The 22,357-nt window shown below is 62.0% G+C and carries 17 protein-coding genes; 8 read left to right on the top strand and 9 right to left on the bottom strand.

What is annotated here, in order from left to right:
* The first annotated feature begins 37 nt into the window (after nucleotides 1-37).
* The 3 genes from P5705_RS11140 to P5705_RS11150 all read left to right on the top strand — a co-directional run bounded on the left by P5705_RS11140 (nucleotide 38) and on the right by P5705_RS11150 (nucleotide 9,983).
* On the top strand, nucleotides 38-4,708 hold the full coding sequence (locus P5705_RS11140) for an Ig-like domain-containing protein (protein WP_277460906.1): 4,671 nt from the start codon (nucleotides 38-40) through the stop codon (nucleotides 4,706-4,708).
* A gap of 42 nt (nucleotides 4,709-4,750) precedes the next feature.
* A complete protein-coding gene (locus P5705_RS11145) occupies nucleotides 4,751-9,295 on the top strand; it encodes a neuraminidase-like domain-containing protein (RefSeq protein ID WP_277460907.1) in 4,545 nt (1,514 codons plus the stop codon).
* 124 nt (nucleotides 9,296-9,419) lie between these two features.
* The gene (locus P5705_RS11150; RefSeq protein ID WP_277460909.1) at nucleotides 9,420-9,983 is read left to right on the top strand and encodes a hypothetical protein; all 564 of its coding nucleotides are present in this window, start codon (nucleotides 9,420-9,422) and stop codon (nucleotides 9,981-9,983) included.
* A 238-nt stretch (nucleotides 9,984-10,221) separates the two neighbouring features.
* On the opposite strand, the gene P5705_RS11155 is transcribed toward P5705_RS11150, so the two are convergent.
* From P5705_RS11155 to P5705_RS11185, 7 genes are all read right to left on the bottom strand, one after another.
* Complete coding sequence (locus P5705_RS11155) at nucleotides 10,222-10,566, bottom strand: cupin domain-containing protein (RefSeq protein WP_213659460.1); 345 nt, start codon at nucleotides 10,564-10,566, stop codon at nucleotides 10,222-10,224.
* A gap of 223 nt (nucleotides 10,567-10,789) precedes the next feature.
* Nucleotides 10,790-11,722, bottom strand: a complete 933-nt coding sequence (locus P5705_RS11160; protein ID WP_277460910.1) for a phosphatidate cytidylyltransferase — start codon at nucleotides 11,720-11,722, stop codon at nucleotides 10,790-10,792.
* A gap of 1 nt (nucleotide 11,723) precedes the next feature.
* The gene (locus P5705_RS11165; protein ID WP_277460911.1) at nucleotides 11,724-12,347 is read right to left on the bottom strand and encodes a lysophospholipid acyltransferase family protein; all 624 of its coding nucleotides are present in this window, start codon (nucleotides 12,345-12,347) and stop codon (nucleotides 11,724-11,726) included.
* Nucleotides 12,348-12,357: 10 nt separating this feature from the next.
* Nucleotides 12,358-12,777: a hypothetical protein gene (locus P5705_RS11170; protein WP_277460912.1), complete on the bottom strand. Its 420-nt coding sequence runs from the start codon at nucleotides 12,775-12,777 to the stop codon at nucleotides 12,358-12,360.
* Nucleotides 12,774-14,108 carry a phosphatase PAP2/dual specificity phosphatase family protein gene (locus P5705_RS11175; protein WP_277460913.1) on the bottom strand — a complete coding sequence of 445 codons (1,335 nt, stop codon included), beginning with the start codon at nucleotides 14,106-14,108 and terminating at the stop codon, nucleotides 12,774-12,776. The genes P5705_RS11170 and P5705_RS11175 overlap by 4 nt, the downstream gene beginning before the upstream one ends.
* Nucleotides 14,108-15,862, bottom strand: coding sequence for a bifunctional alpha/beta hydrolase/class I SAM-dependent methyltransferase (locus P5705_RS11180; RefSeq protein ID WP_277460914.1), 1,755 nt, complete (start codon nucleotides 15,860-15,862; stop codon nucleotides 14,108-14,110). Before P5705_RS11180 ends, P5705_RS11175 begins: the two co-directional genes overlap by 1 nt.
* Nucleotides 15,863-15,892: 30 nt before the next feature.
* Nucleotides 15,893-16,498: a CDP-alcohol phosphatidyltransferase family protein gene (locus P5705_RS11185; protein WP_277460915.1), complete on the bottom strand. Its 606-nt coding sequence runs from the start codon at nucleotides 16,496-16,498 to the stop codon at nucleotides 15,893-15,895.
* 214 nt (nucleotides 16,499-16,712) lie between these two features.
* Between P5705_RS11185 and P5705_RS11190 the strand changes: the two genes are divergently transcribed.
* Both P5705_RS11190 and P5705_RS11195 read left to right on the top strand, forming a co-directional pair.
* Complete coding sequence (locus P5705_RS11190) at nucleotides 16,713-16,895, top strand: type II toxin-antitoxin system HicA family toxin (RefSeq protein WP_044487636.1); 183 nt, start codon at nucleotides 16,713-16,715, stop codon at nucleotides 16,893-16,895.
* 56 nt (nucleotides 16,896-16,951) lie between these two features.
* Nucleotides 16,952-17,359 carry a type II toxin-antitoxin system HicB family antitoxin gene (locus P5705_RS11195; protein WP_277460916.1) on the top strand — a complete coding sequence of 136 codons (408 nt, stop codon included), beginning with the start codon at nucleotides 16,952-16,954 and terminating at the stop codon, nucleotides 17,357-17,359.
* A gap of 40 nt (nucleotides 17,360-17,399) precedes the next feature.
* Here the strand turns inward: P5705_RS11195 and P5705_RS11200 are convergent, their stop codons facing one another.
* Nucleotides 17,400-17,714 carry a putative quinol monooxygenase gene (locus P5705_RS11200; RefSeq protein WP_277460917.1) on the bottom strand — a complete coding sequence of 105 codons (315 nt, stop codon included), beginning with the start codon at nucleotides 17,712-17,714 and terminating at the stop codon, nucleotides 17,400-17,402.
* 200 nt (nucleotides 17,715-17,914) lie between these two features.
* On the opposite strand from P5705_RS11200, the gene P5705_RS11205 reads away from it, so the two are divergent.
* The 3 genes from P5705_RS11205 to ggt all read left to right on the top strand — a co-directional run bounded on the left by P5705_RS11205 (nucleotide 17,915) and on the right by ggt (nucleotide 21,360).
* On the top strand, nucleotides 17,915-18,502 hold the full coding sequence (locus tag P5705_RS11205; RefSeq protein WP_277460918.1) for an NAD(P)H-dependent oxidoreductase: 588 nt from the start codon (nucleotides 17,915-17,917) through the stop codon (nucleotides 18,500-18,502).
* A 174-nt stretch (nucleotides 18,503-18,676) separates the two neighbouring features.
* Complete coding sequence (locus P5705_RS11210) at nucleotides 18,677-19,573, top strand: LysR family transcriptional regulator (protein WP_277460919.1); 897 nt, start codon at nucleotides 18,677-18,679, stop codon at nucleotides 19,571-19,573.
* Between the two features lie 119 nt (nucleotides 19,574-19,692).
* Complete coding sequence (ggt, locus tag P5705_RS11215) at nucleotides 19,693-21,360, top strand: gamma-glutamyltransferase (protein ID WP_277460920.1); 1,668 nt, start codon at nucleotides 19,693-19,695, stop codon at nucleotides 21,358-21,360.
* Nucleotides 21,361-21,490: 130 nt separating this feature from the next.
* Here the strand turns inward: ggt and P5705_RS26375 are convergent, their stop codons facing one another.
* Complete coding sequence (locus P5705_RS26375) at nucleotides 21,491-22,354, bottom strand: methyl-accepting chemotaxis protein (protein WP_431196941.1); 864 nt, start codon at nucleotides 22,352-22,354, stop codon at nucleotides 21,491-21,493.
* Between the last annotated feature and the right edge of the window lie 3 nt (nucleotides 22,355-22,357).

Raw genomic sequence — 22,357 nt, forward strand, 5'->3', positions numbered from 1 at the left:
TCGGGTGCGCTCATGTCCAGGATGCCAAGGGGGCAACATGGCCAAACGCAAAGGTCGCAAACACGTTGCGTTGTTCGAGAGGATTCTTGATACCGAACCTGGAATCAAAGCCAAGTTCGCCGACATGGATTTATTGCAGGCGTCGATTCTGGACTTGCAGTGCAAGACGCCAACGTCGCTGATGGCGCTTTACCCCCCGCTTCGAGCGAGCGAGGCGAGGCGGCTCAAGGCGCGCCTTGACGTCGCAGCGGCGGCCATGATGCGTGTGTTCCGGGAAAAGCGCCTGAGCACAGGCATCCGCCGAGCGGCGGATGAAATGAAGGGGCCCCTGGCGCTGACCAGCGGCCCCACCTTCGAAAACCAGTTCAACCCTTCATGGGCCAATCACACCCACCCAGGTGCCGTGGATGCCACCACATCACCGGCGGCCTACCTGATCGACATGCTGACCTTTGCCCGCGAACACATCGAAAGGCAAGGTGATGCCGACAAAGTCCTGCGTCTGGAGACTCGGCGCCCCGACCTGTTCGACCTGTCGATCGACGAAACAACCATGAACCGTGAGGTGACCCAGGTCGAGATCGTCAATCATGTCATGGAGCGTGCCATCGACGACCATCGCAAAGCGCATCCGCAGGACCTGGCTTCCGTCGAGGACAAGCTGCTCGACGTGCGGTACCCGTTCAGGCATTTTCCCTACGAGACCCACTGGGAGCAGATCCGCACAGTACTGGCGTTCAATCAGCTGCACATCAGCGATTTCACGCACCTGTCGGATATCGACAGCCCCTATTTCATTCAGCCAGGTGCCCACTCGACAATATCGAACATGGCCCTTCAGCAGAACTCCTCGCTGGGGCCGGCATTGCGCGCCATTCTCCTGGAGCCTTCACCTTTCAGGACCGCAAGTGTCAGTTTCAACCCGCAGACTCGCCGGTTGCTGGCCTTGCCGGCAGGAAATGAGCAACAACACACCGCGCGTCTATTGGAAACAGCCAGCAACTTCTACCGCATAAACTTCGGGGTCGCAGGCTACCCGACCTTGCAGAATGTGGTGAACTTCTGTCAGGCACTGGAGTTGACGCAGGATGGGATGGAGTCGCTGTTCGGCTTGTCTGCGCATGCCCCCTCCTTGTCAGAGAATGCCGGTGGCTCCAGCCTGCCTGTCAGCCCTGGCCTGTTCGGCGCGCGGTTCCTGAACAGTGGCGAAGAAGATCCTGTTTCAGTCGAAAGTGCCCCTGATGCCCCCGAACACCACCGGTTCCTGAATTTATCCGAGCCCCGCTGTGACCGGCTCAACCGCCTGGTGCGCCTGGCCCATGCGCTGAAGCTGTCCTACTCGGAAACGGACCAGGTAGTGTGTGCGATTATCGATGCGGAAAGGCACGTGCTGGCTGAACTCGGGAGAAGGGAGCCCGAGGAATCGCCGCTGTTGATGACGGTCAACACCGTCAGAGGGTTGGGGCTGTTCCAGTACTTGCAGGCACGCTTCTCCTGCAGTGCCGAAGCGTTCGCCGCGCTGATGTCGGATATGGGTGTGTATGCCATCGGTGATAAGCGCAGCCACTTCGACCGAGTGTTCAATAGCGATACCGTTACGCCGCTGGTGATCGATGGAACGGCATTCAAGCTCAGTGGCGAAGACAGCGAGAGCAAACGCACCATCGATCAATTATGCCGAGGGCTCGGCATCAACATGGAAACCTTTCGCTACTTGTCGCGCCTGATCATGCAGGGGCAAGGAGGCGAAACACTGACACGTTCGATCACGACCTTCAGTGCGTTCTATCGGGTTACCTTGTTGGCCAGGCTGCTTTCGATCACAACGATCGAACTGTTGTCGCTTCTGGAAGTGCTGAATCCGGAAGGCCTCTATGCCCTGCAACTGGCGGGTGACCCCAGAAACGCCATGTATGAGCACTTCTCGCGGACAGACACCGTCAGCGTCACCTATGCCGTCTGTCAGTGCGTGCTCTGGTGCCAGGAGCAGCAGCTGCCTATCGCCTGGCTGGTCCAGCAACTGCTGCCGATCGAGACAGTGGACATGGTGCCCCAGGAGTTCAAGACCCTGCTCATGGAGCTCAAGGGCGACCTGTTGCCTTTTCGCAACTTTGATCAGGACATGGCGGAGGCCGGTGTCCCCGGGTTGGTGAGCAAGCGCTGGCAAGATGTACTGACGAACCTGGTGGATGAAAATGGCCTGATCAGGGCTACCGGTAGTAGTGCACGGGACTTCGACTATCTCGACTACGAGAACTTCGGCCAACGGGAAGTCAACGCGGTGATCGATCAGCTGATCGTCGATTCATCAGGCGACGGGATCGAGTTGCCCGGGTTGGCAGTCGATGAAGTCGAACGCTTGAAAACACTGGTCAAGGGGGTGGTACTGCGCATTCGGGTACAGCAATGGGGGGTAGTGCAGGAGCGCTTGTCACACGTGCTGGCGCTCAATGCCGAGAAGGTGATCCCGGTGATCTACTGGGCCGAAGGAACAGTGCATTCGCTGATGTCGAGTGCAGTGGGCTTCAACCCGGACATCCTCGCGCCCGAGCCCCTGAAAGCAATGATGCCGCTGCTCCTGCGCATGAAGAGATGTGCCCAGGTTGCCACCCAGTTCGACTTGAGCCCTGCGTTGTTCTCCAGTGTGCTGAAGGGCTCGGAAAGGTCGCGTTTCAGCCTGAAGAGCACAGAGCTGACCTTGCATACCCTGTATTTCCTTGAGCGCTACACGCGCTGCCTGCGTTCGGCCAGGCAAACGGAAGCACAGTTGCTGGGCTATTTTGCCGCGATCGAGGCACAGGGGGAGTTGACCGCCAATGAACAACGGCTGATCAAGGATATCGCCGCCGACAAGGTCGCGACCTGGTTGGGGTGGGGGATCCGCGAAGTGCTCGACGTGGCGGCCGAGGTAGCGCCCGATGGCATCATTCGCAATCTGGCGCAACTGCTCACCCTGTTGAATACCCGGCAACTGTGCGAACGCACCGGGCTGAGCGCTGTGTCGCTGATGAAGCTCAGTCGGCTCACGGCCTACTCCGATACACACGCCTACCGCAGCGTCGCGCAAGAGATGCTCAGCAGCTTGCGTCGTGATCCCGAACAGCGCCGTGACGAGGTGGAACTGCGCCAGAGCTTGTCTTCACGGTGCGAAGTGAGCGAATCGCGGTTGATTGCAAAAAAAGATGACGGTACCGAAGCCACCACGGTGTCACTGACCTTGCTGGATATGAACAACCAACCGGTATCCGATATTCGGGTGGCCTGGTCCACCGACCTCGGCAAGCTGCTCGACTTCTACAGCTACACCGACAGGATGGGGGTTGCACAGGTGGTGCTGCAGGCCGGGGAGCAGCAGGGGGTCGCCCATGTGAAGGGGACCTACCTGCTGGACAGCCAAGCCATCGCGCCTCCGATCATGATCGACTGCGACGAAACCACGTTGGAAGTGGACATCATCGAAGGCAAGCCGGAGGCAGGGGACCTCGACAAGTTGGCGGGAGGTGAAGGGGTTTACAGGTTCAGGGCAAGATTGAAGGATATTTACGGCAACGTGGGTATAGACCGTCTGGTGAACTGGGCCAGCAAGATCGGGTACTTCGACTCCACCGTTGGGGAAACGCTGACGGACGAAGAGGGCTGGAGCACCATCGAGCTGCGCAGCCGGGAAGCAGGCAAAGGCGAGGTGGCTGTCTGGTACGCGCCGCTCAATGGCGATCCCGTGGTCTTCGAGGTGGGCTTCGAGGATAAGGCCTATATCAACTCGGTTGTGCTGATGTCATGGGCTGTTGAGGGTGACGACATTGAGCTCGAGGCAACGGTACTTGGCCTGAACGGCGATCCGTTCAAGTTTCAGAGGATCACGTGGTCCTGCTCTGATCCTAGTGTCGAAATCGTGGCGGATTCTGAGAGTGGTGATGAAGGCAAGGCAGGGGCTACCTTGAAGGGCGCCATTGCAGGGGAATTGACCGTGACTGCAATCCTGACGACGGCAGAACCTGAGCCCAGGTCGTACTACTCAAAAGAGATGTCCATCGACGTATTGGCCAATGCCAGCAACATTACCTATGAGGGTGACGAGCGGTGGCCAATCGCGGACGGCATCAGCGCTGGCGAGTATGCGGTCCGTGTCGCCAGCTCCGATAACAAACCCGTTGCCAATTACCCGGTCGTCTGGAGTGTCGAGGGCGGGGAGGTTGAGACCTACCCGATGATTACCGGGCCAGAGGGTATCGCTCGCTTCGCTTTGCGAGGCACAACGCCGGGGCCCAGGACTGTTATCGCAACTGTGAATGACGGGCCGCCCCACCGCTTCGAAGGTGTCGAATTCATGGTTCCGCTGGACGTGGCAATCACGCTTAAAGAAGAAGCCGGCCCAGACGAACCCATTATCGACAAGATCATCCTGATCCAGCCGCAAACGGGCAAGAAGCAGTACACCCTGACCTACCGACTGCCAGACGATCATCCGTTGGTGAAACTGCCCATGCAGCTTCTCTATTCCGGTCGCGATTCGGACGCCTCACTGGGATTGAAGTTCACGCCGCCACTGGGCTCCGAAAATCCTGTCGTCGCCGGCGTGGTGAGGTGGACGATCGATTGCGAAAACACGGCACTGCGTGACGAAGTGGAGCTGAAGTTCGGACTTTGGTGCAAGCAGATGATGAAAGCGATAGAGCGTGATGTCGTCGTCAAACCCTCCCAGGGCTGACCGCTGGTCTTTCACCTGGCTCCCCCTTTCGAAGAGGTCTTTATGAACAGTGAATTGACCGACGCCCTGGCGGAACAGTGGCGTGACGCGCTGAGTGCCTATGTGATGCATCACGTGCTGCCGGACACGTTGCAGGCGGGTGCCCTGAACATGATCACGGCCGAGCACCTGGACCGTTACTTCATGATGGATACCCAGGTCACCTCCAAGGTGACGACGTCTTACCTGGCTGAAGCATTGGCGTGTACCCAGTCTTATATAAACTCGATCTTGAACAACCTCGAGCCTGGGTATCCGGAGGACTTTGATCCTAAGGTGAGGACCTTCTGGCAGCAGGCCATGTCGAACTACTCGATCTGGGCGGCGTACCAGATGCTGGAAGATTATCCCGAAAACTATATCCGCGCCGACCTGCGGCTGGACAAGACAACGCTGTTCAAGACCCTGGAAAACGACCTGAGCCAGGGGCGGATTACCGATGCCGCCGTGCAGAATGCATTGCTGACTTACCTCAAGCACTATGAGCACCAGAACAGCATCCGGGTGCAGTCCGGTTACATCGATTACCGCGAGGATAATCTGGACAGCGAACGGTTCGACGGCTTCAACTTCGCCAATTCGAATTACTACCTGCTGGGCAAGGACACGGCTTCACCTCCCCAGTACTACTGGCGGCAGGTCGATGTGCGCCTGGACCAAGCCTCCACCTATATCCAGCCCGACGCCTGGACGGAATGGCAGCCGATCACCCTGCCGGCAGGGAGTACGCTGCTCCATGGCCGGCTGGTGCTGTTCTGCGGGCGCCTGCATATGGTCTGGTTGCACTATGGGGCGCCAGTCACGGTACAACTCGCTGACGGAACCGAGCAGGAGCGCTACACGCTGAAGCTCGAGATCATCTATCTGGGGCTGGATAAGCAGTGGTCGGCTCCGGAACTCCTCTGGAGCGAGGATATTGATGGGGCAGTGTTTGACCCGACACCTTACAGATTATTGGTGCTTGCATTAGGGCGTGCACAGGGTAGTGATGACCAGTTGTACGTTGCACTTGCCACCCATGACGATGGCAAATATGAAAAACATTATATTGTGCAGCGCGATGTGCTGAAGCGTGCGGTGGCTGATGTGGACTTCCCTCCCGAGAGTGGGACTGAGAACGACGGTCTCATGGGCGTGCTGTTTAAACACTTTAGCGACGAACCAGGTAAGTTGAACTTCCAGCGGCGCGTGAGCTCCAGTGACTTCCAGGTGCAGAGTGTCGAATCGGACGGCGTCGATCCCCATCTGGATCTTGATGTCCTTCTGCAGCAGCAGGGCAAAGGCAAGTACGAGCTGTACGTGCGTGCCCGCTCTACCGAAGTGCGTAAGTACTATCTGATATACGCGGTGAGTCTCGGTGCTGGTCTGATCACACTGGGAAGTAGTTTAGGCCAGGTTCAGGTGCGCTCCACTGCTTCGGGAAAACTTGAACTTCGCTGTTTGACGTCCGGAGCGCCTGACTTTAACACGCTTGCACTGGGGCACTCGGCGATCTCCTCAATTACGCTGTCCAAAGGCGACTTCAAAGAGACATCTTATGGATGGCATGAGGCAACGAAAGAGATCGAGGCGTCAGAAAAGCTGATAAGCGCGCTAACGGGCTATAAAGCCACGGAAGTCCGTGAAGGTGCAGGGTTCACTGTCAGTGTCGATGGAAGCAAAGTGCCGTCGGTGCTGGTGGACGGGAGTAACGTCATCATTGTGCTCCCTGTGATCACAACCGTGGATGACATGGAATTGAAGGTCGTGGACACCCCCACCCCATTGTGGACCGGTCCGTTCACTTACAACGGTGCCGCCAGCAGCAGCTGGGAGAGCCTTGCCTGGCCTGAGGGGAAGGACGAGGTCAAGTTTACGGTTGGCCAGAAGGGGCAGAAGGTAACGACGTTCACGCTGAAGCGATCATCCATTTCCACCCTTGACCTGGATACGATGCCGCACATTCATCAACAGGTAGACGGTACTGACTTCCTGGTCCTCAAGTTCATCCATGGTTCAGGCTCGCCACTGGCCGCACGCTTGAACTCCCAGCAGGTCCCGGACCTGATCAATCGTGCCCAGGTCACCCCCCAGGCGGTATTCAGCTGGGATGCGCAGCATCTGCAGGAGCCGGACTACGACCCTGAGGGTAGCGGCGGCGTGTATCAGGTCTGGCGCCGGTCAGCCGAAGACCCATTGCTGAACGTGTACGATGCCAACGGCATGTATTTGCGCGAACTGTTCTTCCATGTGCCCCACCTGATTGCCTCGCGTCTGCAGGAGGAGGAGCGCTTCGAAGAGGCCCGCCGCTGGCTGGGGCTGATCTTCAACCCGCAAAGCAAGCAAGCGCCAACGGAATCGCGTGGGGTCGATTATTGGAACTGCGCATGGTTGATGCAGGACGATACCGAGGCTGCCGCGCCCGAGCATGAGCTGATCGATCCGCATGCCATTGCGCTGCGCAACCCTTCGCATTACCGCAAGGCTGTCTTCGTGCAGTCTGTGGGCCTGCTGATCGGTGAAGCCGATCTTCAATACCGTCGGCAAACCCGCGACAGCCTTGCCAATGCCTGGCTGCTGTACCGAATGGCGGCGGACCTGATGGGCGAGGCGCCGGACGCACGTTCGATCGATACCTGGGCTCCACGAACCGTGTCCGAGCTGCTGGCTATGTCGGACGGCGGCGAGCTGTTGGAGCACCACGCTCACGCCGTCAAGCCGGAGAACCTGCCCAAGCAATTGTCCACATTCTTCTGGGCCGGTGCAGCGGCGCATCCGGCCTTTCGTTTGCCGGCTAACCGAGCATTGCTGGATACCTGGGAGCTTCTGGCGCAGCGCTTCTATAACCTGCGCCACTTCCTGAGCATCGAGGGCTATCCGATGGAGCTGCCGCTGTATGCACCAGCGGCGAACCCGTTCGACCTGCTGATGGCGCGCATGGGCGGCAATGCCAACCTGGCTCACCTGCTGGGCTATCGCACCGTGGTACCGCCTTACCGATTCCGCACCCTGGTGGCCAAGGCCCAGGAAACGGTGACCGCGCTGATCCAGTACGGCGAGCAGTTGCGCAGCTTCCTGGAGCTGGAAGAACGTACCGAACTGGAAGCGATGCAGTACCAGCAGGCTGCGGAAATCGCGGGTTACACCATCGGTATTCAGGAGCAGTTGCTCAGCCAGCAACAGAAGAACGAGGGCGTGTTGATGGGCCAGCGTGCCGCTACGGTGTTGCGGCGGGACCACTACCAGCGCTTGTACGAAGATAATCTATCGCCAGGGGAAACGGCGGCGATAGCAAACAGTGCCCTGGGACGTGGAATATCCACGGGCTTGAGCGCTGTCTATGCTGCCGCCCAGCTGGCTTCCCTGGCGCCCAATGTCTTTGGGATGGCCAACGGTGGCCAGAAGTATGAAGGTGCGTTGAATGCGACGGGAATGATCGCGGAAATCGCTGCAGGTGCCTTGGTGATCTCAGCCGATGTGTTGCGAGAAACGGAAGGCTACCGCCGCCGCCGCCAGGAATGGCAGTTGCAAGCCAAGCTGGCCGGCAAGGAGCTGGACGTCATCGACAAGCAACTCGAAGCGCAAAAGCATACGACGCTGGCCGCCCAGGCCTCGCTGGCGCACAGCCGCAAGGCCCTGGCGCACTCGCAGCAGTTGTATGCGTACTACCAGAACAAATCCACCAGCGTGTCGCTCTATCGATGGCTGCGCTCCCAGGCCACCACCTGGCACGCGACCTTGTTCGATGTGGCGGTCAGCCTGTGCAACAGTGCCCAGGCCTGCTGGCAGTTCGAGACGGGCAACTACGACAGGCAGATCATCCGCACGCCTATCTGGCAGGCGGACCGTTACGGCCTGAATGCCGGTGGCGAGTTGCGGCTTGACCTGCATCGGTTGGAGACGGAGGCACTGCTGAGGCATGAGCGGCACCTGGAGCTTCGCAAAACGGTGTCGCTGCAGGCATTGCTGGGCCAGAAGCTGGTCTTCGACGCGGGCGGCGAAGTGCTCGAAAACTGGGAGAAGGTGCTCGAGGCGCTGGCAGACAATGGCGAACTGAAATTCAGCCTGTCGGAAATGCTGTACGACCAGGATTACCCGGGGCACTACCTGCGTCGTCTGCACAGTGTGGCGTTGACACTGCCTGCTCTGCTGGGCCCCTACCAGAACATCCGCGCAACCTTGACCCAGACCCTTAGCCGGTTGGTGACCCAACCCGATCGCGAGGCCGTGTTGTTCCTGACGCCTGAAGTGCAGGAGAGCGATGATGCGGGCGACGGGCGCTACGTGATGATGAGCTTGCGTGCGCGGCAGCAGGTCTGCCTGTCTTCGGCCAGCCAGGACATCGGCCTGGTGACCGCCGCCGAGACGGATGATCGTTATCTGCCATTCGAAGGCACGGGCGCGGTGTCCGATTGGCACCTGAAGTTCCCTCGTCATGCAGCGCAAGAAGAGCTGATCAATAGTCTCAGCGACATCATCCTGGAGGTCCGTTACCTGGCCTTGCCTGGCGGGGCGGGCTTCGAATCGGACGTCAATGAACTGGTCGAAAAGTATTTGAAGCTCCCTTGATCGTTGCCGAAGCGCAAACGGTGGCCTTCAGGCGGAGTTGAGTGTTGTTTGCCTGGCCGCTGAGAGAGTGACCGTTGTTTCTGGCTTTTCTATCGGTTTGTAAAACATGACACAGGAGATACCCATGTCCATTAGCTCAAGCCTAATGCCGAATGCCTCAAGCGAAGAGGAAACCAAGAGTCATTCAGTACTGTTGGGCCATTTGTTTCCCGTCGGTAGCATCGGTTATGAAGATCAGCACCTTACACCTTGGAAGTGTAATAAAAGAAACACATATTACGACTTCCTCACGGAACCTGATGGCAGCACTTATGTCCTGGTTCGTGCGGAAGCTAACATCTGGCAGGACATTGAGCTTCCCGTTCCAGCGAACCCACTCAGTGAGGGGCGCCCTGAATACAAGCTTGGGTGCCTGTACAGCCACGAACGGTTACTCGGATGCCGGCTCGCTGTGTTCTTGATTGAGGATGACGGGAGCGATGGAGCCAGGATTTTTGACGAGCCATTGGGCCCTTCCGGGACGGATGTGACCTGGCACAGGTTGGATGCCAAAAGAATAATGGATGTGCCTGAACACACCTCGAAGCTGAGAGTCAAGTTCGTGACGCCGACTGGAGGGAGTGGGCATGTCTTCCTGAAGGAAGCCGTGATGGAGTTACTTTTGCCAGCGTTTGATGACGGGGTCTAGCCCACCTCCACGGACAGTTTGGAAAGGGCTGGAGACTTCAGATCTTGCTGTTCGGCCCTACGGCCCATTCCAGGGTGCATGCATGGGGCAAGGGACCGCTCGATGTAGTCGAATGAATCTGCCCGCGAAAGTGTCGACGCTCGTGCAACCCCACTTCTGTTGGGTAAAGGAACTTCTACCAGGTGGGGTTGTTTGGCCTTGGCTGTGTCGCCGGTGCTGGCAACGCTTATGCGAGCGGTCAGGCGAACACGAAATACTTGCGCACCGTCTCCACCACTTCCCAGGTGCCTTTCATGCCAGGTTCGATCACGAACACATCACCCGCTTTCAGATGCTTGGGCGCTTCGCCTTCGGGGGTGACGATGCAGTACCCGTCGAGGAAGTGGCAGTACTCCCACTTCTCGTAGTGGACCTCGAACGTGCCCGGCGTGCAGATCCAGGTGCCCATGATCTTGCTGCCGTCGGCGGACAGGTAGGCGTTGAGGTTGACGGTGTGCGGGTCGCCGCCGATGCGCTTCCACTTGGTGGCGTCGACGACGGGGGTGGGGCAGGTTTCGCGCAGGACGGTGATGAAATCGGACATGGCGTGGCTCCAGGCAGCGGGTGAGGTGAGGCATCACCATAGGGGCATCGCCGCCCGTGCAGTTGCCTGGGCTCGACGTCCAGCTGTCTGCCCGCGCTATGGCAGGGTCTCTTGTCACGCAGGGTGTAGGAGCGGCTTCAGCCGCGATGCAGGCAACGCGGTGCCTGGCACCCGCTTTGCGGGTGATCGCGGCTGAAGCCGCTCCTACAGAGGTCGCGCAGCCCTACGCCCACCAGTAACGCACAAAGTGGAAGAACACCGGCGCGGCGAAGCACACCGAATCCATGCGGTCGAGCATGCCGCCGTGGCCTTCGATCATGTGGCCCCAATCCTTCACTCCGCGGTCGCGCTTGATCGCCGACATCACCAGCCCACCGAAGAAGCCCATGGCATTGACGGTCAGCGCCATCAGCGCCGCCTGCCAGAAGGTGAACGGGGTGATCCAGCACAGCAGCGCGCCGACCAGCGTGGCCAGGGCCACGCCACCGGCCAGCCCCTCGACGGTCTTCGACGGCGACAGGTTGGGCGCCACCTTGCGCTTGCCGAACAGCTTGCCGCACACGTACTGCAGCACGTCGCTGATCTGCACCACGAGGATCAGCCAGGCGATCAGCAGCAGGTTACGGCCTTCGTAGCCAGGGATATCCAGGGTCATCAGCGCGGGCACCGACGACACGCAGTACACCGCGATCATCAAGCCCCACTGCACCTTCGAGGCGCGTTCGAGGAAGCGCGTGGTGTCGCCGCCGAAGCTGGCGAGGATCGGCAGCAACAGGAACAGGTACACCGGGATGAAGATGCTGAACATCCCGTACCAGTCCACGGCGATCAGCAGGTACTGCACCGGCAGCGCCACATAGAACGCCGCCACCAGCGCCGGGTAGTCGCTGCGCCGGGTGGGGGTGAGGGTCATGAACTCGCGCAGGGCATAGAACGACACGCCGTAGAACAGCACGATCACCCCGTACTTGCCGAACAGGAAGGCGATGCCGATCACCAGCACCATCACCCACCAGGCGTTGATGCGGGCGTTGAGGTTGTCGATCACCGCGTGCGGGGCAGGGCCGGCACGCCGCTTGAGCAGGCGGCCGATCAGGCTGGCGAGCAGCAGCAGGGCGCCGATGCCGGCGAACAGCGACAGGGTGTTGTGGTCCATCTCAGGCTTCCTTCGGGGCCAGGTTCAGCAGGGCCTGGCGGGCCCGCTCGAGAAACGCGTGCTTGTCTTCGTCGGCTTGCAGGTGCAGCGGTTCGCCGAAGCTCAGGGTGCACAGCAGGGGTAGCGGCAGGGCACGGCCCTTGGGCATGACCCGGTTGAGGTTGGCGATCCACACCGGCACCAGTTCGACCTGCGGGTTGGCCGAGGCCAGGTGGAACAGGCCGCTCTTGAACGGTAGCAGCGGGTCGTCGGTGAGGTTGCGCGTGCCTTCGGGGAAGAAAATCAGCGAGTCACCCTGGGCGAAGGCATCGAGCACCGGTTGCAGCGGGTTGCCCTCGCCGGCCGGGCGCTGGCGGTCGATCAGCACGCCATTGAACACCTGGCGGATGAGGAAGTCGCGGATGCCCGGCTTGCACCAGTAGTCGGCGCCGGCCACAGGGCGGGTGTGACGGCGCAAAGCCTCGGGCAATGCCGCCCAGAGCAGCACGAAGTCGCCGTGGCTGCTGTGGTTGGCGAAGTACAGGCGTTGCACCGGTTGCGGCGTGCAGCCCAGCCACAGGGCGCGGGCGCCGGTGATCAGGCGGGCGGCGGAGGTGATGACGAAGGCGGTCAGGCTGGCGAGCATGGCGGCGGTCTTATCCGGTGAAGGGGAGAACGAGAGCGAGTACGACCTGTACCGCGAGGCACAGGGCCTGGCGCCGCAGCAGGGCCAGGGCGCCCTGGCTGCGGGCCGGCCAGTCGCGGGTGTCGCTGGCGGTGGGTTTCAGGCGCAGGTCGAACAGCGCGTGGTCCAGGGCCTGGGTGGCGGCGGGCAGGTCGCTGCTGGCGCCTAGACGGGCGAACAGCTCGGCATCCAGGGCGACACGGATGGCCCAGTACTTGTGAGCCAGGCCGATCACCAGCAATGCCGCGCAGAGCACGCTGGACAGCACAGGCAGCGGCATGCCCAGCAACGGTGCGAGGCTACAGGCCAGGGCCAACAGGGTGATGCCATCCGACAGGCGTTCCAGTTGGCGCCCGCGAGCGAGCAGGCTGGCGACGACGAACAGGTTCATGGGTGCGCTTCCAACTGTTGCAGGGCGAGGCGATGGGCCGGGTGAAAGACTACGCCGGGGCGGGCCTTGCGGATCAGCGTTTCGGCCTCATCAACATCGTTGCAGCGACCGCTGAGCACCAGCCAGGCGGCCACCGCGCTGGCGCTGCGTGAATACCCCAGGGCGCAGCAGACCAGCAGAGGGCCTTGCTGGCGCAGGTCTTCGATGGCCTTGGCTGCTTGCTGCAGCAGTTGGCTGCTGGGGGCGACCAAGTCGAGTGTTGGCAGGTTGTGGTAACGCCGTGGCGACGCGCTCTGTGTAGGCGCCGGCTTGCCGGCGAATGGGCCGGGGAGCTCAGCGCATAAATCGACAATGCCGGCGAATGATGAAGCATCGCTGCGCCCAGGCAGGCGCCCGAGGTGCACGCCATCACACACTTCGTCCGGCTGGGGATGCCGCCATGTCCACAGCCGCGAATTGGCCCAGGCGGCCAGCAGGTAGGGTGCCAGCAAGCAGGTCGCGGCAATGGACAGTCGGCCATCCGCGCCTTTCTGGAAACCACCTGCCCCGACTACGGCATAGTTCAGCCCCACCAGCAGCAGCGACACGGCAGGCCACAGCAACCACAATGCCGCATGTCCGAGCTTGAATGCGATCACCGCGAGCAGCATGGCCCCCAGCGCGTAGCGCAGTGCCAGCCGCCAACGTTTGGGGGCACGCGCAAATCGGGCTGTCTGCCAAGGTAAAGCCCCCTGCCGTGGCCACAACCACAGACAGACGAAACCGGCCAGTGCCCCAGTCGGCACATCGATGAAATGATGCTGCCAGGTGGTCAGCACCGACAGGCCGATCAACCCCATCCAGCCATGCACCAGCCAGCGCCACAGACGCTGCTGGGTATGCCGGGCAAACATCGTCCAGATGATCACCAGCAACGCGATATGCAGCGACGGCGCCTGGTTGTAGGGCTTGTCGAAGCCCATCAGCACATCGAACAACCAGCCGAACAGCCCCGACAGCTCGGGGCGCTCGAAGGTGAAGCGCAGCGGCCAGAGCAGGAAGCAAGCGACGCTGATGAACTGCGCGGTGAGCAGGGCCAGGGCATGGCGGTCCATCTCCCGGCGTGTCAGCGGCAGCAGGAACGACAACCCGTAGAGCAGGTCGATTGACCAGTACGGGATGATCGTCCACGGCCACAGCGGCATGTGCCGTTCCCAGGCGAACACCAGGCTGCCGATGTCATCACGGCCTGCGGTGTAGGTGTTGGTCAGGCCGTAGCTGAGGAAAAAGAACGGCCCGAGCAGCAACAGCCAGAGCACGCCCCGGCGAACCAGCCCCGCTTCACGCGCCATCAACGCACCCGCTGCGCCAGGCTGACGCTGAAGATGCCCCATTCGTCGATGCGCTGGGCGATCTTGCGGAATCCGGCCGCTTCCACCAACTGGTCCATCTCCGCCTGGCTGCGCCGGCGCATCACCCAGGCCTCACCGCCGCGGTGGCTGGTCAGGGCACGAGCGATCATCTCCAACTGCGGGTGCCAGGGCTGGCCGGTGTAGACCAGGTAGCCGCCGTCCTCGACGGCATCGGCCAGGCCCGCCAGCGAGTTGCCTACCATTTCATTGCTGGGGAACAGCTCATACAAGCCCGAGACCACCGCCAGGGTAGGGCGCGGGTCGAGGCTGGCCAGGCTTTGGCGGTCGAAGGCATCACCCTGGATGAACTGGGCGATGTCGCCCAGGCCCTTTTCGTTGATCAGCGCGCTGCCCTGTTGCACGTTCAGCTCGCTGTAGTCGCGCAGCAGGATCGACTCGGGCAGTTGCTGCAGGCCTTGCAGCGCTTCGAGGATGTAGCGGCCATGGCCGGCGGCGATGTCGACGATGCGCACCGGGCGGTGTAGCTCACGCAGCCTGGCGATGGCCAGGCGCAGCAGTTCTTCGACGTTCAGCTTGCGCTGGCGGATGCCGCGCCAGCCAATGGCGTCGAGGTAGTTGCGGTCGATCAATTCGCCGATCCGCCCTTTGCCGGTCGCTTGGTTGCGGTAGACATAATCGAGGGTGGAGCCGGAGTCGAAGCCGGTGTCGAAGCCCAGCTTCACGCCCTCGGAAAGGCCCTTGCCCAGCCGCAGGCTGGCGCGGGTGGCGCGCCAGTAGAGATCGCGTGGCGAGTTGCGCGGCAGCGGCGCGGCCAGGCTCTCGGCCTCGGCGCAGCTGGCGCCAGCCTTGTCGGCGTCGAGCAGCGAAGGCGCGGGCACCGGGGCATCGAAGCAGTGTTCGACAAAGCGCTTGATCCGCGCCAGGGCATGGGCGCGGTCGCGCTCGCCGAGGGTGTCGTGGAAGAAGCCGGGGAGGATGTGTTTCTCTTTGCGCGCACTGCCCAGGCGCTCGAAGAACTGCTCCTGGGGCTTGCGCTCGACCACGAAGTCGGCGCCGGAGATCAGCAGTTGCGTGGGGACCTGGATCGCCTGGGCGTCGGCCACCACGCGGTCGGCGGCGTCATACAGGCCCAGCAGCATGGTGACCGAGATGGGGCGGCTGATCAGTGGGTCGGCCACATACGACATGACCCGCTCCGGATCGTGGGTCAGCAGGCGCGGCTTGACGTAGCTGTTGACGAAGAAGTTGCCGCGCCAGGCCTTGAGCAGCTTCAGCCCGGGCCGGGCGAAGGGCACATAGAGCTTGACCTTGAATGCCGGCGAGGCCAGCACCAGGCAGCGCACCCTCGGCGCGTAGTCGTGGGCCCAGGTGGCGATCAGCACGGCGCCGACACTTTGCGCCAGCACCACCATGTCCGGCTCGGCGATGCCGTGCTGCGCCTGGATATGCTCGATGAAGGTCTGCACATCGCGCACGCTGGTGGCGAAGCCCGGGCTGTCGCCGCGAGCGCCCGGCGACTGGCCGTGGCCGCGGGCGTCCCAGGCGAAGAAGTCGTAACCGGGCAGGTCCAGCTCGTCGGCCAGGTGCGCCAGGCGCCCGCCGTGCTCGTGGCCGCGGTGGAACATCACCACGGCGCGGCGAGGCTGGTGTTCGTTGCGGGTGGCGGGCCAGTGACGGTAGTGCAGCTCGACCCCGTCATGGCTGGAGAAATGCAGCGATTGCGCTTGGCGCATGGCGAATATCCTTGTTCGACAGCGGAGGGCTCAGCGGGCTTCGATCAGGCCGTGGCGAACCCGGTTGTACAGGGTATAGAGCGAGAGCAGCAGGATGACCAGCAGCAGGCCGTTGATCCATGCAGCATTCAACAGGCCGATGGCGACGCCGGTGCCCAGTACGCCGAAGGCGAACGCTCGATCGCTCTTGCCCATCGGCCCGTCATAGCGGCGCGAGGCGCCGGCCAGGGGGCCCATTACTCCGGCGTATTCGCTGATCACCGCGAACAGCACCACCAGTACCACCAAAGTGGGCGAGACACCTGCCAGCAAGGCGAAGGGCAGGTACAGCGCGGCATCGGCGATCACGTCGCACAGTTCGTTGAGGTAGGCGCCCAGTTTCGATTGCTGGCCGAACTCGCGGGCCAGCATGCCGTCCACCGCGTTGAGCGCCATGCGCAGCAGCATCCAGATCGGCACGAGGATGAACAGCCAGGTCAGGTGGGGCAATTTGGCCAGCAGCAGGCCCAGCAGGACGGAGACGACGGCAGCGCTGACGGTGACCTGGTTGGCCGTGATACCACGGTCATACAGGCGCTGGACCGAAGGGCGCAGCAGTGCCTGGAAGCGAGGTTTGAGCTGGTAGATCGATGGCACGTGAAACTCCCTGTCATGGTGCGGCATGGCGCAGATTGTGGGGAATCGGGCTGGCCGGGGGCAAGCTGCAAATCGCCTACTTGTGAACCAGACAAGGCTCGCGTGGCTGAAGGAATGCGCCGCTTGTCGGTTGCGGTGTGCATGGTGTGTATTTGGCTTTGTTTTTACCCATGCCGATGTGTACGCTACACATCGCCTGCCAAAGGAATGCCGAATGCGCAGCAGGGACGTGATTCAGCTCATCGAGGCCGATGGCTGGTACGAAGTCGAGGTGAAGGGCAGCCATCATCAGTTCAGGCACCCGTTCAAGCGGGGGCGCGTCACGGTGCCACATCCCAAGAGCGACCTGCCCAGGGGCACCGCCCACAGCATCCTTAAACAGGCGGGCCTGAAATGAGGCCGATGATGCTATCCAGGGTGATCTGTCACCCCGAAGATCAATGGAGACAAACCATGAAATTTCCAGTTGTGCTGCACAAGGACGAGGACTCGGATTACGGCGTGATCGTGCCCGACGTGCCTGGCTGCTTCTCCGCCGGTGCCAGCGTTTCCCAGGCGCTGGACAACGTCCAGGAGGCCCTGGCGCTGCATTTCGAAGGGCTGGTGGCCGATGGCGAGGCGCTGCCCCAGGCCCAGGAAGTGGACGTGCATGTGGCCAACCCCGACTACGCTGGCGGCGTCTGGGCGGTGGTGGAGTTCGACGTCACCCCGTACCTGGGCAAGGCGGTACGCTTCAACGCGACGCTGCCGGAGAACCTGCTGCAGCGGATCGACGAGAAGGTCAAGCGTGACCATCGCTACGCCTCGCGTTCGGGCTTTCTCGCCTCGGCGGCGCTGCGCGAGCTGGCCGTGGCGCATTGAGCATGAGGGGCCACCACGTGGCCCCTTCGTCGTTGCCGATTCAGCGGCTGGCCGACGAGGCGCTGAGCATGTCGATCAGTTGGATATCGAAATCGCGCTCCAGAAACTCCATGCGTTTCTCGCCGAACGCGACCATGTGCGGCAGCGCCGAGTGCACGTCCAGGTCGGCCTTGCTGGCCCAGACCTCGAAGAACACGAACAGGCTCGGGTCTTCCTTGTCGCGCAGCATGTGGTACTCGATGCAGCCCGGCTCCAGGCGGCTGGGCTCGACGTAGGCACGGAACAACTGCTCGAAGGCTTCGGCTTTTTCCGGATGGGTCTTGGCTTTGAGGATGAAGGCGTACGGCTCGCTCATTGGGTTTGCCTCTATGGATGACGGGATGAAGGCATTCTAAATCAACAATATGTTTATCATTCGTGACTATGAGGCAAATGTATTTTGACCTCACGCCGCTTTTTCCCCTGCTTGTGTCTCCTTAACCTGCCGCCATTCCAAATGACTCGGTCGGCAGGCACCCCCGCCTCGGATCGATACCGATACTTTCGAGGCCCGTGATGAAAAAGATCCTCCTGCTCAACGGTGGCAAACAGTTCGCCCATTCCGACGGTCGCCTGAACCAGACCCTGCACGACGCCGCCCTGGCCCATCTGGACCGCGCTGGCTTCGATGTGAAACAGACCTTCATCGACGGTGGTTACGACCTCCAGGAAGAAGTCGAGAAATTCCTCTGGGCCGATGTGGTGATCTACCAGATGCCGGGCTGGTGGATGGGCGCGCCGTGGACCGTGAAGAAGTATGTCGACGAGGTGTTCACCGCCGGGCATGGCAGCCTGTATGCCAGCGATGGCCGGACCCGTTCCGATGCCTCGCAGAAGTACGGCAGCGGTGGCCTGGTGCAGGGCAAGCAGTACATGTTGTCGCTGACCTGGAACGCGCCGCAGCAGGCGTTCGACGACCCCAGTGATTTCTTCGAAGGCAAAGGCGTGGATGCGGTGTATTTCCCGTTCCACAAGGCCAACCAGTTCCTCGGTATGAGCGGGCTGCCGACCTTCCTGGCGGTGGATGTGATGAAGCGCCCGGATGTGCCGGCGGCGCTGGCGGCGTATGAGCAGCACCTGGGCGAGGTGTTCGGCAAGGCCTGAACGCTTTGACACGACCTCTGTAGGAGCGGCTTCAGCCGCGATCACCCGCGAAGCGGGTGCCAGAACCGCGGTGCCTGCATCGCGGCTGAAGCCGCTCCTACAGGGGGCTAGGCGCTTGCATGTACGTTGATCAACGGCTATCAATCACGGCATCTTCCCACCAGGCTCACTCGCGTGAAAACTCGCTCCGAAGAACTCCAGGTTTTCGTCGCCGTCATCGACTGCGGCTCGATCTCGGCCGCAGCCGAGCAGATCGGCCAGACGCCATCGGCGGTCAGCCGCACGTTGTCGCGGCTGGAGGACAAGCTCGGCACCACCCTGGTCAACCGCACCACCCGGCGCATGGACCTGACCGAAGAGGGGCGGTTCTTCCTCGAGCGCGCGCGGCTTATTCTCGAGCAGATCGACGACATGGAAGAGCGCCTGTCGATGCACCGCCAGACGCCGTCCGGGCGTCTGCGCATCAATGCCGCGGCACCCTTCATGCTGCATGCGATCCTGCCGTGGATCGGCGAGTTTCGTCAGCAGTACCCAGGCATCGAGCTGGAGCTGAACACCGATGACCTGATCATCGACCTGCTGGAGCAAAGCACCGACGTGGCCATCCGTATCGGCGAACTGGCCGACTCCAGCCTGCATGCCCGCTCGCTGGGCTGCAGCCCGGTGCAGGTGCTCGCCAGCCCCGAGTACCTGGCGCGAAACGGCACACCGCAGACGGTCGATGAACTCAATGGCCATTGTCTGCTGGGCTTCAGTACCCTCGATTCGCTCAACCAGTGGCCGCTGCGCCATGCCCAGGGCGACCATTGGGCGATCCGCCCGCAGTTGCTCGCCTCCAGTGGCGAGACGCTGCGCCAGCTGGCCTTGGCCGGCGAAGGGATCGTCAGCCTGTCGCACTTCATGACCCACGAGGACATTCGCTCGGGCCGCCTGCAGGTGCTGCTCGCCGAGCACAACAACGGCTATCGCCAGCCGATCCACGCGGTGTACTACCGCAACACCCAACTGGCCCTGCGTATCCAGTGTTTCCTCGACTTCATCCAGAAAAAATTGGCGGTCTACGCCTGCTAGAAGTTGCCTGAACGCGACAGGCCCTATCCTTTGGCGCCGGAATTTTCCTACGTGAATTGCTTAGTCGAATGCCTTCGGCCTTAATGACTGATCAACAAAAACAACACTAGGAAGTGCCCATGCGTATCGTTCTGTCCCAGTCGCTGGCCCTCGGGGCCGCGATCCTGAGCTGTTCTTCCGCCTTTGCCGTGACGTTGGAAGGTGGTGCTGTGGCCGCGCCTGATCAATATGGCGCACAGGTGGCCGCCGACATTCTCAAGAAGGGCGGCAACGCGGTGGATGCCGCGGTCGCGACTGCTTTCACGCTGGCCGTCACCTACCCCGAGGCCGGCAACATCGGCGGCGGTGGCTTCATGACCTTGTTCGTCGACGGCAAGCCGTATTTCCTCGACTACCGCGAAGTGGCGCCCAAGGCTGCCACCAAGACCATGTACCTGGATGACAAGGGCGAGGTGATCGAGAACCTGAGCCTGGTCGGTGCCCGCGCCGCCGGTGTGCCAGGCACGGTGATGGGCCTGTGGGAGGCGCACCAGAAGTTCGGCAAGCTCAAGTGGAGCGAGCTGCTGACCCCGGCCATCGGCTACGCCCAGAACGGTTTCAAGATTGCCCAGAAGCAGTACCAGTACCGCGACGACGCCCAGGGCATGTTCAAGACCGCCACCAACTTCAACGACTATTTCGGCAATATGAAAGTCGGTGAGCTGTTCAAGCAGCCGGAACTGGCCAAGACCCTGGAGCGCATCGCCGACCAGGGAGTGAGCGAGTTCTACCAGGGCAAGACCGCCGACCTGCTGGTGGCGCAGATGCAGGCCGACAAGGGGCTGATCACCAAGCAAGACCTGAAGGACTACAAGGCGGTGTGGCGCAACCCGATCGCCATCGACTGGCGCGGCAACGTGGTCTACACCGCGCCGCCACCCAGCTCCGGTGGCGTGGCGCTGGCCCAGCTGCTGGGCATCAAGGAGGACCGCGCGGCGGACTTCAAGGGGGTCGGGCACAACTCCGCCCAGTACATCCACCTGCTGGCCGAAATCGAGAAGCGGGTGTTCGCCGACCGCGCCGACTACCTGGGCGACCCGGCCTTCACCCAGGTGCCGGTCGACCAGTTGATCGCCAAGGACTACCTGGCCAAGCGCGCCGCCCAGGTCAACCCGAGCGCCATTTCCGAGACCGACAAGGTCAAGCCGGGGCTGGAGCCGCACCAGACCACGCACTTCTCCATCGTCGACAAACAGGGCAATGCGGTGAGCAACACCTACACCCTCAACCTCGACTACGGCAGCGGCGTGGTGGTGAAAGGCGCGGGCTTCCTGCTCAACGACGAGATGGACGACTTCAGCGCCAAGCCCGGCGCGGCCAATGCCTTTGGCGTGGTCGGCGGTGACGCCAACGCCATCGCCCCGGGCAAGCGCATGCTGTCGTCGATGAGCCCGAGCCTGGTGACCCGCGATGGCAAGGTGGTGCTGGTGGTGGGCACGCCGGGTGGTTCGCGGATCTTCACTTCGATCTTCCAGGTGATGAACAACCTGTACGACTACCAGATGCCGCTGGAGAAGGCGGTGGCGGCGCAGCGCGTGCATCACCAGTTGCTGCCCAAGGACACGATCTACTTCGACAGCTACGCACCGCTGACCGGGCAGGTGGCCGATGACTTGAAGAAGATGGGCTATGTGCTGGAGGACCAGGGCTGGGAGATGGGCGACATCCAGGCGATCCGGGTGACCGGGGAGACGCTGGAGACCGCGTCCGACCCGCGTGGCCGTGGGGTGGGGATGATCGTCAAGTAAATCGTTGCAGCCTTGGGAGGGCGTTGCCCTCCTTTCGCGGCACAAGGCCGCTCCTACAGGGGATCGCACATTCCTGTAGGAGCGGCCTTGTGCCGCGAAAGGGCCGCAAAGCGGCCCCAGGCTCTTGAGGTCAGACGCGGAACTGGCTGACCAGCGTCTGCAGGTGACCACCCAGGCGCGCCAGCTCGACGCTGGAGGCGGCGGTCTCGTCGCTGGCTGCGGCGGTCTGCTCGGATACATCGCGCACATTCAGGATGCTGCGGCTGATCTCCTCGGCCACGGCGCTCTGCTGCTCGGCGGCGGCGGCAATCTGCTGGTTCATCGACTGGATGTTCGACACCGTGCGGGTGATGCTCTCCAGCGAGCCACCGGCCTTGCGCGCCAACTCGACGCTGCTGTCGGTCAGGCTGCGGCTGCCGTTCATGACTTCGGCGACCTGCTGGGTGCCGTTCTGCAGGCTGGCGATCAGGCCTTCGATCTCTTCGGTGGACTGCTGGGTGCGCTGGGCCAGGCCACGCACTTCGTCGGCGACCACGGCGAAACCACGGCCGGCTTCACCGGCACGGGCCGCTTCGATGGCGGCGTTGAGCGCCAGCAGGTTGGTCTGCTCGGCCACCGACTTGATCACGTCCATCACGCTGCCGATCTTCTGGCTTTCCTGCTGCAGCAGGGTCATGGCTTCGGTGGAGCGGTGCACTTCGCGGGCCAGGCGTTCGATCTGGCTGATCGCTTCGCTGACCACCTTGTCACCGGTGCGGGCTTCGTCGTCGGCGTTGGTCGCGGCGTGGGAGGCCTGCTCGGCGTTGCGCGCGACCTCCTGCACGGTGGCGGCCATTTCGTGCATGGCGGTGGCCACCTGGTCGGTTTCGACTTTCTGGCTGTTGGCGCCGGCGCTGGTCTGCTCGGTCACCGCCGACAGCTCTTCGGCGGCGCTGGCGATCTGGGTGACGCCATCGCGGATGCCGGTGATCAGGTCGCGCAGGGTGGTGCCCATGCG

The sequence above is a fragment of the Pseudomonas entomophila genome, from assembly GCF_029478665.1.
GTDB classification, from domain to species: domain Bacteria; phylum Pseudomonadota; class Gammaproteobacteria; order Pseudomonadales; family Pseudomonadaceae; genus Aquipseudomonas; species Aquipseudomonas entomophila_F.